A 15,702-nucleotide genomic window follows, 5' to 3' on the forward strand; every position below is an offset into this window, starting at 1 on the left:
GGGCGGGGGCCGGTAGAGTCGCCGCCCGTGATCGAAACCCTTGTCTGGATTGCCCTGGCGCTCGGTGTCATCGGGGTCTACCTCAGCTGGACCGCCGGCCGGCTGGACCGGCTGCACTCGCGCATGGATGCCGCGCGGGCCGCCCTCGACGCCCAGCTCGTACGGCGCGCCTCCGTGGTGCTGGAGGTGGCCACCTCCGGCGTCCTCGACCCCGCCTCCTCCCTCGTGCTGTACGAGTCCGCGCACGCCGCCCGGCAGGCCGAGGAGGACCACCGGGAGGTCGCCGAGAGCGAGCTCAGCCAGGCGCTGCGGGCCGTCTTCGCCGACGCCGACCAGGTGGACGTGCTCAAGGCGGCTCCGGGCGGGGCCGAGGCCACCGAGGACCTGGCGGCGGCCGTGCGCCGGGTGCCGATGGCCCGGCGGTTCCACAACGACGCCGTACGGGCCGCCCGCGCCCTGCGCAGGCACCGCAAGGTCCGCTGGTTCCGGCTGGCCGGGCACGCCCCCTTCCCGCTCGCCTTCGAGATGGACGACGAGCCCCCGGCGTACCTCGCGGAGCGGCCCGTCTGAGAGACGCCCAGGGGGTGTCGCGCGCGGCCGGATCCGGCCGCCGGGGGAGCGGTCCAGGGCCGCTGCGGACAAGTCGGGGAGCCACCGGCTACACATTGGCCCTTGTTGTGGACTGGTCAGTGGGGTTTTCTCGGCACAGTAGTAGTCGAGTCTTCCCTTTCGAGTGAGGTCAACCCGTGAGCACGCTTCCCACCTCCCCCCAGTCCGCCGAGTCGGCGATCGGCACCTCCCGCGTGAAGCGCGGCATGGCCGAGCAGCTCAAGGGCGGCGTGATCATGGACGTGGTCAACGCCGAGCAGGCGAAGATCGCCGAGGACGCCGGCGCCGTGGCCGTCATGGCCCTCGAGCGGGTCCCGGCCGACATCCGCAAGGACGGCGGAGTCGCCCGCATGTCCGACCCCAACATGATCGAAGAGATCATCGAGGCTGTCTCGATCCCGGTCATGGCCAAGTCCCGCATCGGCCACTTCGTCGAGGCCCAGGTGCTCCAGTCCCTCGGCGTCGACTACATCGACGAGTCCGAGGTCCTGACCCCGGCCGACGAGGTCAACCACTCCGACAAGTGGGCGTACACCACCCCCTTCGTCTGTGGCGCCACCAACCTGGGCGAGGCCCTGCGCCGCATCGCCGAGGGCGCGGCCATGATCCGCTCCAAGGGCGAGGCCGGCACCGGCAACGTGGTCGAGGCCGTCCGCCACCTGCGCCAGATCAAGAACGAGATCGCCCGCCTGCGCGGCTACGACAACAACGAGCTCTTCGCCGCGGCCAAGGAGCTGCGCGCCCCGTACGAGCTCGTCAAGGAGGTCGCCGAGCTCGGCAAGCTCCCGGTCGTGCTGTTCTCCGCCGGTGGCGTCGCCACCCCGGCCGACGCCGCCCTGATGCGCCAGCTCGGCGCCGAGGGCGTCTTCGTCGGCTCCGGCATCTTCAAGTCGGGCGACCCGGCCAAGCGCGCCGCCGCCATCGTGAAGGCCACCACCTTCTTCGACGACCCGAAGATCATCGCGGACGCCTCCCGCAACCTGGGCGAGGCCATGGTCGGCATCAACTGCGACACCCTCCCCGAGTCCGAGCGCTACGCCAACCGCGGCTGGTAACCGGAGATGACCCACACCCCCGGCAACCCCGTGATCGGGGTGCTCGCCCTCCAGGGCGACGTACGGGAGCACCTGATCGCCCTGGCCGCGGCGGACGCCGTGGCCAGGCCGGTCCGGCGTCCCGAGGAGCTCGCCGAGGTCGACGCCCTGGTGATCCCCGGCGGCGAGTCCACGACCATGTCGAAGCTCGCTGTGCTGTTCGGCATGCTGGAGCCGCTGCGCGAGCGCGTGCGCGCCGGCCTGCCCGTCTACGGCACCTGCGCCGGCATGATCATGCTGGCGGACAAGCTCCTGGACGGCCGCGAGGACCAGGAGACGCTCGGCGGGATCGACATGATCGTCCGCCGCAACGCCTTCGGCCGGCAGAACGAGTCCTTCGAGGCGAAGGTCGACTTCGCGGGCATCGAGGGCGGCCCCGTCGAGGGCGTCTTCATCCGCGCCCCGTGGGTCGAGTCCGTCGGCGCGGCGGCCGAGGTCCTCGCCACGTACGACGGCCACACCGTCGCCGTGCGGCAGGGAAACGTCCTGGCGACCTCGTTCCACCCCGAGCTGACCGGCGACGACCGTGTTCACGCGTACTTCGTCGACATGGTGCGCGCGGGGCTGTAACGGCGTCCCGGTAGGATCTGTGGCGAACACTGTTGGTGACGCGAAGGAGACAGGCAGATGTCCGGCCACTCTAAATGGGCTACGACGAAGCACAAGAAGGCCGTGGTCGACGCCAAGCGCGGCAAGCTCTTCGCGAAGCTGATCAAGAACATCGAGGTCGCGGCCCGTATGGGCGGCGCCGACATCGACGGCAACCCGACGCTCTTCGACGCCATCCAGAAGGCCAAGAAGAGCTCGGTCCCGAACAAGAACATCGACTCCGCGGTCAAGCGCGGCGGCGGCCTCGAGGCCGGCGGCGCCGACTACGAGACGATCATGTACGAGGGATACGGCCCGAACGGCGTCGCGGTGCTCATCGAATGCCTCACCGACAACCGCAACCGAGCCGCGTCCGACGTACGGGTCGCCATGACCCGCAACGGCGGCTCGATGGCCGACCCGGGTTCGGTCTCGTACCTGTTCAACCGCAAGGGTGTCGTCCTGCTGCCCAAGGGCGAGCTGTCCGAGGACGACGTCCTGGAGACGGTACTGGAGGCGGGCGCCGAAGAGGTCAACGACCTCGGCGAGAGCTTCGAGGTCATCAGCGAGGCCACCGACATGGTCGCGGTCCGCACCGCGCTCCAGCAGGCGGGCATCGACTACGACTCCGCCGACTCCAACTTCCTGCCGACCATGCAGGTCGAGCTGGACGAAGAGGGAGCGCGCAAGATCTTCAAGCTCATCGACGCGCTGGAGGACAGCGACGACGTGCAGAACGTCTTCGCCAACTTCGACGTCTCGGACGAGGTCATGGAGAAGGTCGACGCGTAACGCGTCCACCGGAACCTTTCGAACGGCGGGCCGACGGGGACACACCCCGGCGGCCCGCCGTCGCGTTGTGCGCGATGTCAGTGGCGCCGGATAGCCTGCACGCACACGGACGGGCGATCGAACGGACAGGGGGCAGGGTGCGGGTACTCGGTGTGGACCCGGGGCTGACGCGCTGCGGCGTCGGCGTCGTCGAGGGTGTCGCCGGCCGTCCCCTGACCATGCTCGCGGTGGGGGTCGTACGAACGCCCGCCGACGCCGAGCTCGGCCTGAGGCTCGTCGCCATCGAGCGGGGCATCGAGGAGTGGCTCGACGCGCACCGCCCCGAAGTCGTCGCCGTGGAGCGGGTGTTCAGCCAGCACAACGTGAGCACCGTGATGGGCACCGCCCAGGCGAGCGCCGTCGCCATGCTGTGCGCGGCCCGCCGCGGCATCCCGGTCGCCCTGCACACCCCGAGCGAGGTCAAGGCCGCCGTCACCGGCAGCGGCCGCGCCGACAAGGCCCAGGTCGGCGCCATGGTCACCCGGCTGCTGCGGCTCGCCGAGCCGCCGAAGCCCGCCGACGCCGCCGACGCCCTCGCCCTCGCCATCTGTCACATCTGGCGGGCCCCCGCCCAGAACCGCCTCCAGCGGGCGGTCGCCCTGCACGCCTCGAAAGGCCGTACCCGATGATCGCCTTCGTCAGCGGCCCGGTCGCCGCGCTCGCCCCCACCCTTGCCGTGATCGAGGTCGGGGGAGTGGGCATGGCCGTGCACTGCACGCCGCACACGATCGCCGGCCTGCGCACGGGCGAGCCGGCCCGGCTGGCCACCTCCCTGGTCGTACGGGAGGACTCGCTCACCCTGTACGGATTCGCCGACGACGACGAGCGGCAGGTCTTCGAGGTGCTGCAGACCGCGAGCGGGGTCGGGCCGAGGCTGGCGCAGGCGATGCTCGGGGTGCACCGCCCCGACGCGCTGCGGACCGCCGTCTCGACGGGAGACGAGAAGGCGCTGACGGCGGTGCCGGGCATCGGCAAGAAGGGCGCCCAGAAGCTGCTGCTGGACCTGAAGGACAAGCTGGGGGCCCCACTGGGGGCCAGCGGCCTCGTCGGGGCCCAGCGGGGGGTGACGGCCGGTCCCGCGCCCTGGACCGAGCAGCTCGCCGCGGCCCTGATCGGGCTGGGCTACGCCGCGCGCGACGCGGAGGAAGCCGTCTCCGCGGTGACCCCGCAGGCCGAGGAGGCCATCGCGGCCGGCGGAGTGGCCCCCGTACCGCAGCTCCTGCGGGCGGCCCTGCAGTCCCTGAACCGGGCCCGCTAGGGGGGCCCCGCCGCCCGCCCGCCGCAAGCCCCGCGTCAGGCCACGTACCGGTCCCGCGGGCGGCGTGAGAACGCCGCGGGCCCCGACGGGCGGCCCGCGGGCCGCCCGACCGGCCGTACCCGCGGCCATCGCAGCAACCGCAGCAACCGAGAAGGCAGACTGACACCGTGAACTGGGACGACGACACCACCGCCGAGGACGAGGCACGGATCGTCGAGGCCGCCGCGGACGGCGAGGACACCGCCGTGGAGGCGGCCCTGCGGCCCAAGGACCTCGGTGAGTTCGTCGGCCAGGAGAAGGTCCGCCAGCAGCTGGACCTGGTCCTCAAGGCAGCCCGGCAGCGCGGGGCCACCGCCGACCACGTCCTGCTGTCCGGCGCGCCCGGCCTCGGCAAGACGACCCTGTCGATGATCATCGCCGCCGAGATGGGCGCCCCCATCCGCATCACCTCGGGCCCCGCGATCCAGCACGCCGGCGACCTCGCCGCGATCCTCTCCTCCCTCCAGGAGGGCGAGGTGCTCTTCCTCGACGAGATCCACCGCATGTCGCGGCCCGCCGAGGAGATGCTCTACATGGCCATGGAGGACTTCCGCGTCGACGTGATCGTCGGCAAGGGCCCCGGGGCCACCGCCATCCCCCTGGAACTGCCGCCCTTCACCCTCGTCGGGGCCACCACCCGGGCCGGCCTGCTGCCCCCGCCGCTGCGCGACCGCTTCGGCTTCACGGGGCACATGGAGTTCTACGCCCCCGAGGAACTGGAGCGCGTCATCCACCGCTCCGCCGGCCTCCTCGACGTGGAGATCGACACCGCGGGCGCAGCGGAGATCGCCGGGCGTTCCCGCGGCACCCCGCGCATCGCCAACCGCCTGCTGCGCCGGGTGCGCGACTACGCCCAGGTCCGCGCGGACGGCGTGATCAACCGCGAGGTCGCCGGCACCGCCCTCAAGGTCTACGAGGTGGACGAGCGCGGGCTGGACCGGCTCGACCGTGGCGTGCTGGAGGCCCTGCTCAAGCTCTTCGGCGGCGGTCCCGTCGGCCTGTCGACCCTGGCCGTGGCCGTGGGCGAGGAGCGGGAGACCGTCGAGGAGGTCGCGGAGCCGTTCCTGGTCCGCGAGGGCCTGCTGGCGCGCACGCCCAGGGGACGGGTGGCGACGCCCGCCGCATGGGCCCACCTGGGACTCGTACCGCCGCAGCACGGCGGGAGCGGATCAAGCGGACAACAGGGCTTGTTCGGGGCCTGACGGCGCGGACGTTCGCCCCCTCAGGAACTGCGATGCCATGCTGGGCGTTGTTCCATCGGTGCGGACTCGCCTAGACTCCGCCGATGCCGACCCTTCGGGTCGGCATGCCCACCCCCCGTAAAAAGGCCGCCGTCCGCGTGCGGTCGTGCGAAGGATCTCCGTCCCGTGAATCTCGTGACACTCCTCCCGTTCATCGTGCTCATCGGGGCGATGTTCCTGATGACCCGCTCCGCCAAGAAGAAGCAGCAGGCGGCCGCGCAGATGCGCAACGAAATGACGCCCGGCACCGGTGTCCGCACCATCGGCGGAATGTACGCCACGGTGAAGGAGATCGGCGACGACACCGTCACCCTCGAGGTGGCCCCCGGCGTCCACGCCATCTACGCGAAGAACTCCATCGGCGCCGTACTGGAGGACGAGGAGTACAACCGCATCGTCCACGGCGTCGTCGCCGACGCCGAGAACGACACGCCGGTCGTCCCCGACGACGCGTCCTCACTCACCGGGACGCCGAAGGCGGACCTCACGAAGCACGAGGACGAGGCTCCCAAGCCCGACCTCGGCAAGAAGGAGGGCTCGGCCGACGAGCCCGGCGACGAGCCCAAGGACGGCAAGACCGACGGCAAGACCGACGGCGAGGCCGGCGCGAAGTAGCGCGCGGTCCGGGACCGCGGGGCGCCTGACCGGCGGCCGTCGCGGTCCCGGTCAGTGACCCACTTCTGCGGGGGGCAGGGGTCCCCACCACACATTTCGTGGCCGTCCGCGCGCTGACCCGGCGCGGGGCGGTTGGACAGGGAGAAACGACAAGGTGGCAGCACCGAAGAAGGGCCGGCGGCCCACGGGGGCTCAGGGGAGGCCGGGGCGTGCCCTGGCGATCATCCTGATCGCGATGGTGGCGCTCACCGCGGGGATGTTCGTCTCGGACCAGACGACTCCCCGGCTCGGCATCGACCTCGCCGGCGGCACGAGCATCACGCTCAAGGCCAAGAGCGAGCCCGGCAAGCCGGACGCGATCAACGAGACCAACATGAACACGGCGGTCGGCATCATCGAGCGCCGCGTCAACGGTCTCGGCGTCTCCGAGGCCGAGGTCCAGACCCAGGGCCGCGACCACATCATCGTCAACATCCCCAAGGGGATGAACGAGAAGCAGGCGCGCGAGCAGGTCGGTACCACCGCCCAGCTCTACTTCCGCCCGGTGATCGCCTTCGCGGACGGCGCCCCCGCCGCTCCCGAGGGCAGCCCGAGCCCGAGTCCCTCCGCCAGCGGCTCCGGCGCTCCCAAGGCCGACGGCAACAAGTCCTCTCCGTCGGCCACCCCGTCGTCCAGCGCCACTTCCCAGGGCCGCGCGCTCAGTGAGGCCCTCAAGGCCCCGAACGCCCCCACTCCCTCGCCCTCGGCGAGCGAGTCGAAGAAGGCAGACGACACCAAGGCCCCGTCCCCCTCCGCGTCGGCCCCGCCGACCGGTGACGAGGCGGCCGCGGCCGACCTCCAGGCCCGGTTCGCCACCCTCGACTGCACCGACGAGGCGCAGCGCGCCGCCGTCGGCCAGGGCGTCAAGCCCACCGAGCCGGCGCTCGCCTGCGGCCAGCGCGGCGAGGCCTGGGGCAAGTGGGTGCTCGGTCCGGCCGCCGTAGAGGGCAAGGACATCAAGAGCGCCAAGGGCGTCATCGATCCGCAGTCGGGTCAGTGGATCGTCACGATGGACTTCAACGACAAGGGCAGCGACGCCTTCGCGAAGGTCACCGGCGAGCTCTCCGCCAAGCAGCCGCCGCAGAACCAGTTCGCGATCGTCCTCGACGGGGACGTCGTCTCCGACCCGTCCGTCTCCTCCGCGATCATGGGCGGCAACGCGCAGATCTCCGGCGGCTTCACCCAGCAGTCCGCGCAGGACCTGGGCAACATGCTCTCGTACGGCGCCCTGCCGCTCTCCTTCAGCGAGGACAGCGTCACCACCGTCACCGCCGCCCTCGGCGGCGAGCAGCTGCGCGCCGGCCTCATCGCCGGTGCGATCGGCATGCTCCTCGTCGTGATCTACCTGCTGGTGTACTACCGCGGCCTGGCGTTCATCGCGATCATCAGCCTCCTGGTGTCCGCGGTCCTCACCTACACGATCATGTCGCTCCTCGGGAAGGGCATCGGCTTCGCGCTGAACCTGCCCGCCGTCTGCGGGGCGATCGTGGCCATCGGCATCACAGCGGACTCGTTCATCGTGTACTTCGAACGAATCCGCGACGAGATCCGCGAGGGCCGCACCCTGCGTCCGGCCGTCGAGCGCGCCTGGCCGCGCGCCCGGCGCACGATCCTGGTCTCCGACTTCGTGTCGTTCCTCGCCGCCGCGGTGCTCTTCATCGTCACCGTGGGCAAGGTCCAGGGCTTCGCCTTCACACTGGGTCTGACGACCCTGCTCGACGTCGTCGTGGTGTTCCTCTTCACCAAGCCCGTCATGACGCTGCTGGCGCGGACGAAGTTCTTCTCCAGCGGCCACCCGTGGTCCGGGCTGGACCCGAAGCGGCTCGGCGCCAAGCCCCCGCTGCGCCGGTCCCGCCGCACCGGTCCCGCCCCCGCCCCCGTCGACGCAAAGGAGGCGTGAGAGATGTCGAAGCTGGGAGATCTCGGCGCCAGGCTGTACCGCGGTGAGGTCGGCTACGACTTCGTCGGCAAGCGCTTTCTCTGGTACGGCGTTTCCATCCTGATCACCATCACGGCCATCGTGGCCGTGGCCGTTCAGGGCCTCAACATGGGGATCGAGTTCAAGGGCGGTGCCGTCTTCACCACCCCGAAGACCTCCGTCTCGGTCGCGAAGGCCACGGAGGACTCGGAAGCGGCCTCCGGGCACGACGCGATCGTCCAGGAGCTCGGCACCGGCGGCCTGCGGATCCAGATCTCGGGTGTGGACACCGCCGCCGCGAGCGACGTGAAGAAGCAGCTGGCCTCCGACCTCAAGGTCAACGAGGCCGACATCAACGCCGACCTGGTCGGCCCCAGCTGGGGCTCCCAGATCGCGAACAAGGCGTGGACCGGCCTCGGCATCTTCATGGTCCTCGTGGTGATCTACCTCGCCATCGCCTTCGAGTGGCGCATGGCGGTCGCGGCACTGATCGCCCTGATCCACGACCTCACGATCACGGTCGGCGTCTACGCGCTGGTCGGCTTCGAGGTCACCCCGGGCACGGTCATCGGCCTGCTGACGATCCTCGGTTACTCCCTCTACGACACCGTCGTCGTCTTCGACGGTCTCAAGGAGGGGTCGAAGGACATCACCAAGCAGACCCGCTTCACGTACAGCGAGATCGCCAACCGAAGCATCAACGGCACCCTGGTCCGCTCGATCAACACCACGGTCGTGGCGCTGCTCCCGGTCGGGGCCCTGCTGTTCATCGGCGGCGGCTTCCTGGGCGCCGGCATGCTGAACGACATCTCGCTGTCGCTGTTCGTCGGCCTCGCCGCCGGCGCGTACTCCTCGATCTTCATCGCGACCCCGCTGGTCGTCGACCTGAAGGAGCGCGAGCCGGCCATGAAGGCGCTGAAGAAGCGCGTGCTCGCGAAGCGGGCGGGCGCGGCGGCCAAGGGCGAGTCCACGGACGACGGCTACGACGCCGGCGCCGGTGACGCACCCGAGGCCGTGGCACCGGGCCGGCCGGGGCGTCGCCGGTGACCGCGCTGACCGAGGACACGCGGGGGCTGCTGCTCAGCCGGATCAAGGACGTACCGGACTACCCGAAGCCCGGCGTGATGTTCAAGGACATCACCCCGCTGCTGGCGGACCCGAAGGCGTTCGCCGCGCTGACGGACGCGCTCGTGGAGCTGGCCGGGCGGTACGGCGCGACGAAGATCGTCGGGCTGGAGGCGCGCGGGTTCATCCTGGCGGCCCCGGTCGCCGTGCAGGCCGGGATCGGCTTCGTACCGGTGCGCAAGGCCGGAAAGCTGCCGGGCGCGACGCTCGCGCAGTCGTACGAGCTGGAGTACGGGACCGCCGAGATCGAGATCCACGCGGAGGACCTGTCGGCCGGTGACCGGGTCATGGTCATCGACGACGTCCTGGCCACCGGCGGCACCGCCGGGGCCTCGCTGGAGCTCATCCGGCGGGCCGGGGCGGACGTCGCGGGGGTGGCGGTCCTGATGGAGCTGTCGTTCCTGCCGGGGCGGGCCAGACTGGCCGGCGCCCTGGACGGGGCCCCGCTGGACGCCCTGATCGTGGTCTGAGCACCCGGCTCACGAGCGGCGGGCACCCGGTTCACCCCGGGCGCCCGCCGCTTTCGCGTACACCACCGGTGCCCGGATGGGCGGATCCGGCCCCGGCGGCCCGGGGCGCGGCCTCGGCGAACGGGGTACGGGAACCCTCGCTACCATGGGATGTCCGGACCTGACCGGGGCACCGGATCCTCCCCCAGACTCCGTCCGGGGGGACCCCCGTGAGGAGCGCTCTTGCCAGACGAGGTCCAGCCAATCTCCGCCGCGCAGCCCGACCCGCAGGCCGAGCCGGCCGCGGCGCCCGCCGCCACGCCCCCGCCGGCCCCCCCGGCCACCGCGGCCCCGGTGGCCCCGGCGGCCCCGGCGGTCAAGCCCGCTCCGGCCGTGAAGCCCGCTCCGGCCGCGGCGGCCAAGCCCGCGCCGGGCAAGTCGGCCGGGTCCTCCAACCGGGTGCGGGCCCGGCTCGCCCGCCTCGGCGTGCAGCGCTCCAACCCGTACAACCCGGTACTGGAACCCCTCCTGCGCATCGTCCGCAGCAACGACCCGAAGATCGAGACGTCGACGCTGCGCCAGCTCGAGCAGGCCTACCAGGTCGCCGAGCGCTGGCACCGCGGCCAGAAGCGCAAGAGCGGCGACCCGTACATCACCCATCCCCTCGCGGTGACCACCATCCTCGCCGAGCTCGGCATGGACCCCGCCACCCTGATGGCCGGACTGCTCCACGACACCGTCGAGGACACCGAGTACGGCCTGGAGGACCTGCGCCGCGACTTCGGCGACGCCGTGGCCCTGCTCGTCGACGGCGTCACCAAGCTGGACCGGGTCAAGTTCGGCGAGGCCGCGCAGGCCGAGACCGTCCGCAAGATGGTCGTCGCGATGGCCAAGGACCCGCGCGTCCTGGTCATCAAGCTCGCCGACCGCCTGCACAACATGCGCACCATGCGCTACCTCAAGCGGGAGAAGCAGGAGAAGAAGGCCCGCGAGACCCTCGAGATCTACGCCCCGCTGGCGCACCGGCTGGGCATGAACACCATCAAGTGGGAGCTGGAGGACCTCGCCTTCGCGATCCTCTACCCCAAGATGTACGACGAGATCGTCCGGCTGGTCGCCGAGCGCGCGCCCAAGCGGGACGAGTACCTCGCCGTCGTCACGGACGAGGTGCAGACGGACCTGCGGGCGGCCCGGATCAAGGCCACCGTCACCGGCAGACCCAAGCACTACTACAGCGTCTACCAGAAGATGATCGTCCGAGGCCGCGACTTCGCGGAGATCTACGACCTGGTCGGCATCCGCGTCCTCGTGGACACCGTCCGGGACTGCTACGCCGCCCTCGGCACCGTGCACGCGCGATGGAACCCGGTCCCCGGCCGGTTCAAGGACTACATCGCGATGCCCAAGTTCAACATGTACCAGTCGCTGCACACGACGGTCATCGGGCCCAGCGGCAAGCCGGTCGAGCTCCAGATCCGCACCTTCGACATGCACCGCCGGGCCGAGTACGGCATCGCCGCGCACTGGAAGTACAAGCAGCAGACCGTCGCCGGCACCTCCAAGGTGCGCACCGACGTCCCCCAGGCCGCCAAGGGCAGCGCCGGCCAGGACACCGTCAACGACATGGCCTGGCTGCGCCAGCTGCTGGACTGGCAGAAGGAGACGGAGGACCCCGGCGAGTTCCTCGACTCGCTGCGCTTCGACCTCTCCCGCAACGAGGTCTTCGTCTTCACGCCCAAGGGCGACGTCATAGCGCTCCCGGCCGGCGCCACCCCCGTGGACTTCGCGTACGCCGTCCACACCGAGGTCGGCCACCGGACCATAGGGGCCAGGGTCAACGGCCGCCTGGTCCCGCTGGAGTCCACGCTCGACAACGGCGACCTGGTGGAGGTCTTCACCTCCAAGGCCGAGGGGGCCGGACCGTCAAGGGACTGGCTGGGCTTCGTCAAGTCCCCGCGGGCCCGCAACAAGATCCGCGGCTGGTTCTCCAAGGAGCGCCGCGACGAGGCCATCGAGCAGGGCAAGGACGCCATCGCGCGGGCCATGCGCAAGCAGAACCTGCCGATCCAGCGGATCCTGACGGGCGACTCGCTGGTCACCCTCGCGCACGAGATGCGCTACCCCGACATCTCCTCCCTGTACGCGGCGATCGGCGAGGGCCACGTGGCCGCGCAGGGCGTCGTACAGAAGCTCGTACAGGCCCTCGGCGGCGAGGAGGCGGCCAACGAGGACATCGAGGAGAGCATCCCGCCCGCCCGCGGCCGCAGCAACCGGCGCAAGAACGCCGACCCGGGCGTCGTCGTCAAGGGCGTCGACGACGTGTGGGTCAAGCTGGCCCGCTGCTGCACCCCGGTGCCGGGAGACCCGATCGTCGGCTTCGTCACGCGCGGCAGCGGCGTATCGGTCCACCGCGCGGACTGCGTCAACGTGGACTCCCTCTCCCAGGAGCCCGAGCGGATGCTCGAGGTCGAGTGGGCGCCCACCCAGTCCTCGGTCTTCCTGGTCGCCATCCAGGTCGAGGCGCTGGACCGGTCCCGCCTGCTGTCGGACGTCACCCGGGTCCTGTCCGACCAGCACGTCAACATCCTCTCGGCGGCCGTCCAGACCTCCCGCGACCGGGTGGCCACCTCGCGGTTCACCTTCGAGATGGGCGACCCAAAGCACCTGGGACACGTCCTGAAGGCCGTCCGGGGCGTGGAGGGCGTCTACGACGTCTACCGCGTGACCTCGGCCCGCAGGCCGTAGCGGCCGGGCCGCGACACGGCAGTGGGCGCCACCCCGAGGGGGTGGCGCCCACCGTCATGTACGCGGTGTCCGGGGCCCGTCAGCCGCCGAACTCCTCCAGGCCCTTCAGCGCCTGGTCCAGCAGGGCCTGACGGCCCTCCAGCTCACGGCCCAGCTTGTCGGCCTTCGCGTTGTTGCCCGCGGCGCGCGCCGCGTCGACCTGGCCGCGCAGCTTGTCGACGGCCCCCTGGAGCTGCCCCGTCAGCCCGGCCGCACGCGCCCGCGCCTCCGGGTTCGTACGGCGCCACTCGCCCTCCTCGGCCTCCTGGATCGCCCGCTCGACCGTGTGCATCCGGCCCTCGACCTTCGGCCGGGCGTCGCGCGGCACGTGGCCGATGGCCTCCCACCGCTCGTTCAGCGAGCGGAACGCGGCACGGGCCGCCTTCAGGTCGGTGACCGGGAGGAGCTTCTCGGCCTCGTCGGCCAGCTCCTCCTTCACCTTCAGGTTCTCGACCTGCTCCGCGTCGCGCTCGGCGAAGACCTCGCTGCGCGCCGCGAAGAAGACGTCCTGCGCACCGCGGAAACGGTTCCACAGGTCGTCCTCGGACTCCCGCTGCGCCCGGCCCGCGGCCTTCCAGTCCGCCATCAGCTCGCGGTAACGGGCCGCCGTCGGACCCCAGTCGGCCGACTTCGACAGCGACTCGGCCTCCGCGACCAGCTTCTCCTTCACCTTGCGGGCGTCCTCGCGCTGCGCGTCGAGCGAGGCGAAGTGCGCCTTACGGCGCTTGGAGAAGGCGGAGCGGGCGTGCGAGAAGCGGTGCCACAGCTCGTCGTCGGACTTGCGGTCCAGGCGGGGCAGCGCCTTCCAGATGTCCACCAGGGCGCGCAGCCGCTCGCCGGCGCTGCGCCACTGGTCGCTCTGCGCCAGCTCCTCCGCCTCGACGACCAGCGCGTCCTTGGCCGAGCGGGCCTCGTCCGTCTGCTTGGCCTTCTGGACCTTGCGCTCCTCGCGCCGCGACTCCACGGTCGCGACCAGCTTGTCCAGCCGGACGCGCAGGGCGTCGAGGTCGCCCACGGCGTGGTGCTCGTCCACCTGCGTGCGCAGGTGGTCGATGGCCGTCTGCGCGTCCTTGGCGGACAGATCAGTGGTCCGCACCCGCTTTTCGAGGAGGCCGATCTCGACCACCAGGCCCTCGTACTTGCGCTCGAAATAGGCCAGGGCCTCCTCAGGGGTGCCCGCCTGCCACGAGCCGACGACCTTCTCGCCATCGGCAGTACGCACGTACACGGTGCCCGTCTCGTCGACTCGGCCCCACGGGTCGCTGCTCACAGCGCCTCCTCCACCTGATGCCTGCGGGGGGTTCGCCCCCTGGGCATCGTCCACAGTTTCCTGGGGCGGGCAGCGCCCGCCCTGCACAACGCCAACATAGGCGACCGCCGGGCCGGCTGTCCGCATCCCGCACGACGGAATCTCGGCGTGCGGGGGAGGGAACGGCCGGTCCGGGGGTCGCCGGGCCCCGTCAGCTCTGGGTGACGGTGCCCTTCTCGATCTTCACCTCGGTCTTCGGCGCCCCGTCCTGGCCGCCGTCGGCCGTACCGGCCTTGGCGACCTCCTCCAGTACCTTCAGGCCGGCCGCGTCGATCTTGCCGAAGGGCGTGTACGACGGAGCCAGCGGGCTGTCCTTGTAGACGAGGAAGAACTGGCTGCCGCCCGAGCCGGGCTGGCCGGTGTTGGCCATCGCCACCGTGCCCGCCGGGTAGACGACCTGCCCCTGCTCGTTCGCCTTGCCGAGGGAGTCCAGGTTCTCGTCCGGGATGGTGTAGCCGGGGCCGCCCGTGCCGGTGCCCTGCGGGTCGCCGCACTGGAGCACGAAGATCCCGCCCGTCGTCAGCCGGTGGCACTTCGTGTTGTCGAAGTACCCGGCGTCGGCGAGCGACTTGAACGAGTTCACCGTCTGCGGGGTCTTCGCGGCGTCCATCGCGAACGTGACGTCGCCCGCGCTCGTCTTCAGGGCGAAGGTGTACTTCGCCTTGGGGTCGATCGCCATCGCCGGCGACGGGGACTGCTGGGGCGTCGGCGAGGCGGACGGGGTCGCGGCCGGGTCGGCCGCCTCGTCCTTCTTGTCCGAGTCGAAGACCCCGCCCACGACGAGGCCGACGAGCGTGGCGACCACCACGGCCACCGCCGCGCCGATCACGGCCGCGCGTCGGCGGGACTTCTGCCGGGCCTCCGCCCTGCGCTGCTGCTGGCGCTCGTACTTCTCCTTGGCGAGCTGTCGCCGCCGCTGATCGCTCGTGACCACCGGGTCGTCTCCTTGTGCGTCTCTGGTACCGCTGTCCGGGCTGGGATAGGCCGTACCGTATATGGGTTCGCTGTGTAATGAGCGGCGCCGGTAGGCTCTGAGCAGCAGCAATCCGATCTGCAGCCTCCCGCCGGACGACGATTGAGGACGAACGTGCTGATTGCCGGGTTCCCGGCCGGGGCCTGGGGGACCAACTGTTACGTGGTCGCCCCCGCCGCCGGGGAGGAGTGCGTCATCATCGACCCGGGCCACCAGGCCACCCAGGGCGTCGAGGAGATGCTGAGGAAGCACCGGCTCAAGCCCGTGGCGGTCGTACTGACCCACGGCCACATCGATCATGTGGCCTCGGTCGTCCCGGTGTGCGGAGCACACGACGTACCGGCCTGGATCCACCCCGAGGACCGCTACATGATGAGCGACCCGGAGAAGGCCCTCGGCCGCTCGATCGGCATGCCGCTCATGGGCGAGCTGACCGTCGGCGAGCCGGACGACGTCCGTGAGCTGACCGACGGCGCCGGCCTGAAACTGGCCGGAATGGACTTCTCGGTCGCCCACGCGCCGGGCCATACCAAGGGGTCGGTGACGTTCCGGATGCCCGAGCTGGCCGCCGTCCCGCCGGTCTTCTTCTCGGGCGACCTGCTCTTCGCCGGCTCCATCGGCCGCACCGACCTGCCCGGCGGCTCCCACGCCGAGATACTCGAATCGCTGGGCCGCGTGTGCCTGCCGCTCGAGGACTCGACCGTGGTGCTGTCCGGCCACGGCCCCCAGACCACCATCGGCCGCGAGCGAGCGACCAACCCGTACCTGCGGGAAGTCGCCGCCGGCCTGGCAGCGGACCCGAAGGCCGCTCCACGACGAGGAATGTGACG

At 71.2% G+C, this 15,702-nt stretch carries 15 protein-coding genes; 13 read left to right on the forward strand and 2 right to left on the reverse strand.

The window, feature by feature from the left end; all coding sequences use genetic code 11:
• Positions 1-27 precede the first annotated feature (27 nt).
• The 12 genes from OTB16_RS24170 (at position 28) to OTB16_RS24225 (ending at position 12,551) form a co-directional block, all read left to right on the forward strand.
• The gene (locus OTB16_RS24170) at positions 28-570 is read left to right on the forward strand and encodes a LemA family protein (RefSeq protein ID WP_267722826.1); all 543 of its coding nucleotides are present in this window, start codon (positions 28-30) and stop codon (positions 568-570) included.
• Between the two features lie 176 nt (positions 571-746).
• Positions 747-1,664, forward strand: a complete 918-nt coding sequence (pdxS, locus tag OTB16_RS24175; RefSeq protein ID WP_267722827.1) for a pyridoxal 5'-phosphate synthase lyase subunit PdxS — start codon at positions 747-749, stop codon at positions 1,662-1,664.
• A gap of 6 nt (positions 1,665-1,670) precedes the next feature.
• Positions 1,671-2,273: a pyridoxal 5'-phosphate synthase glutaminase subunit PdxT gene (pdxT, locus tag OTB16_RS24180; protein ID WP_267722829.1), complete on the forward strand. Its 603-nt coding sequence runs from the start codon at positions 1,671-1,673 to the stop codon at positions 2,271-2,273.
• Between the two features lie 57 nt (positions 2,274-2,330).
• Entirely contained in the window at positions 2,331-3,083 is a 753-nt protein-coding gene (locus OTB16_RS24185) for a YebC/PmpR family DNA-binding transcriptional regulator (RefSeq protein WP_267722830.1), read from the forward strand.
• Between the two features lie 137 nt (positions 3,084-3,220).
• Positions 3,221-3,751, forward strand: a complete 531-nt coding sequence (ruvC, locus tag OTB16_RS24190; RefSeq protein ID WP_267722831.1) for a crossover junction endodeoxyribonuclease RuvC — start codon at positions 3,221-3,223, stop codon at positions 3,749-3,751.
• Complete coding sequence (ruvA, locus tag OTB16_RS24195; protein WP_267722832.1) at positions 3,748-4,380, forward strand: Holliday junction branch migration protein RuvA; 633 nt, start codon at positions 3,748-3,750, stop codon at positions 4,378-4,380. The genes ruvC and ruvA overlap by 4 nt, the downstream gene beginning before the upstream one ends.
• A 167-nt stretch (positions 4,381-4,547) precedes the next feature.
• On the forward strand, positions 4,548-5,621 hold the full coding sequence (ruvB, locus tag OTB16_RS24200) for a Holliday junction branch migration DNA helicase RuvB (RefSeq protein ID WP_267722834.1): 1,074 nt from the start codon (positions 4,548-4,550) through the stop codon (positions 5,619-5,621).
• A gap of 165 nt (positions 5,622-5,786) precedes the next feature.
• The gene (gene yajC, locus OTB16_RS24205; RefSeq protein ID WP_267722835.1) at positions 5,787-6,275 is read left to right on the forward strand and encodes a preprotein translocase subunit YajC; all 489 of its coding nucleotides are present in this window, start codon (positions 5,787-5,789) and stop codon (positions 6,273-6,275) included.
• A 154-nt stretch (positions 6,276-6,429) separates the two neighbouring features.
• Positions 6,430-8,214 (forward strand): protein translocase subunit SecD, encoded by a 1,785-nt coding sequence (gene secD, locus OTB16_RS24210; RefSeq protein ID WP_267722838.1) that lies wholly within the window; start codon positions 6,430-6,432, stop codon positions 8,212-8,214.
• Positions 8,215-8,217: 3 nt separating this feature from the next.
• The gene (gene secF, locus OTB16_RS24215) at positions 8,218-9,279 is read left to right on the forward strand and encodes a protein translocase subunit SecF (RefSeq protein WP_267722840.1); all 1,062 of its coding nucleotides are present in this window, start codon (positions 8,218-8,220) and stop codon (positions 9,277-9,279) included.
• Complete coding sequence (locus OTB16_RS24220; protein WP_267722841.1) at positions 9,276-9,827, forward strand: adenine phosphoribosyltransferase; 552 nt, start codon at positions 9,276-9,278, stop codon at positions 9,825-9,827. Before secF ends, OTB16_RS24220 begins: the two co-directional genes overlap by 4 nt.
• Positions 9,828-10,049: 222 nt before the next feature.
• On the forward strand, positions 10,050-12,551 hold the full coding sequence (locus tag OTB16_RS24225; RefSeq protein WP_267722843.1) for a RelA/SpoT family protein: 2,502 nt from the start codon (positions 10,050-10,052) through the stop codon (positions 12,549-12,551).
• A gap of 79 nt (positions 12,552-12,630) precedes the next feature.
• Here the strand turns inward: OTB16_RS24225 and OTB16_RS24230 are convergent, their stop codons facing one another.
• Positions 12,631-13,860 carry a DUF349 domain-containing protein gene (locus OTB16_RS24230; protein ID WP_267722845.1) on the reverse strand — a complete coding sequence of 410 codons (1,230 nt, stop codon included), beginning with the start codon at positions 13,858-13,860 and terminating at the stop codon, positions 12,631-12,633.
• 190 nt (positions 13,861-14,050) lie between these two features.
• Positions 14,051-14,833: a peptidylprolyl isomerase gene (locus OTB16_RS24235; protein WP_267722846.1), complete on the reverse strand. Its 783-nt coding sequence runs from the start codon at positions 14,831-14,833 to the stop codon at positions 14,051-14,053.
• 153 nt (positions 14,834-14,986) lie between these two features.
• Here OTB16_RS24235 and OTB16_RS24240 point away from each other — a divergent pair, with 153 nt between their 5' ends.
• Positions 14,987-15,700: an MBL fold metallo-hydrolase gene (locus tag OTB16_RS24240; RefSeq protein ID WP_267722848.1), complete on the forward strand. Its 714-nt coding sequence runs from the start codon at positions 14,987-14,989 to the stop codon at positions 15,698-15,700.
• Positions 15,701-15,702 lie beyond the last annotated feature (2 nt).

Origin of the sequence: Streptomyces antarcticus (genome assembly GCF_026627255.1) — a bacterium.
Taxonomy (GTDB): domain Bacteria; phylum Actinomycetota; class Actinomycetes; order Streptomycetales; family Streptomycetaceae; genus Streptomyces; species Streptomyces antarcticus.

Coding starts and splice junctions, on each gene's coding strand:
- pdxT (WP_267722829.1), top strand. CDS start 1,671: ATGACCCACACCCCCGGCAACCCCGTGATCGGGGTGCTCGCCCTCCAG.
- OTB16_RS24185 (WP_267722830.1), top strand. CDS start 2,331: ATGTCCGGCCACTCTAAATGGGCTACGACGAAGCACAAGAAGGCCGTG.
- ruvA (WP_267722832.1), top strand. CDS start 3,748: ATGATCGCCTTCGTCAGCGGCCCGGTCGCCGCGCTCGCCCCCACCCTT.
- secF (WP_267722840.1), top strand. CDS start 8,218: ATGTCGAAGCTGGGAGATCTCGGCGCCAGGCTGTACCGCGGTGAGGTC.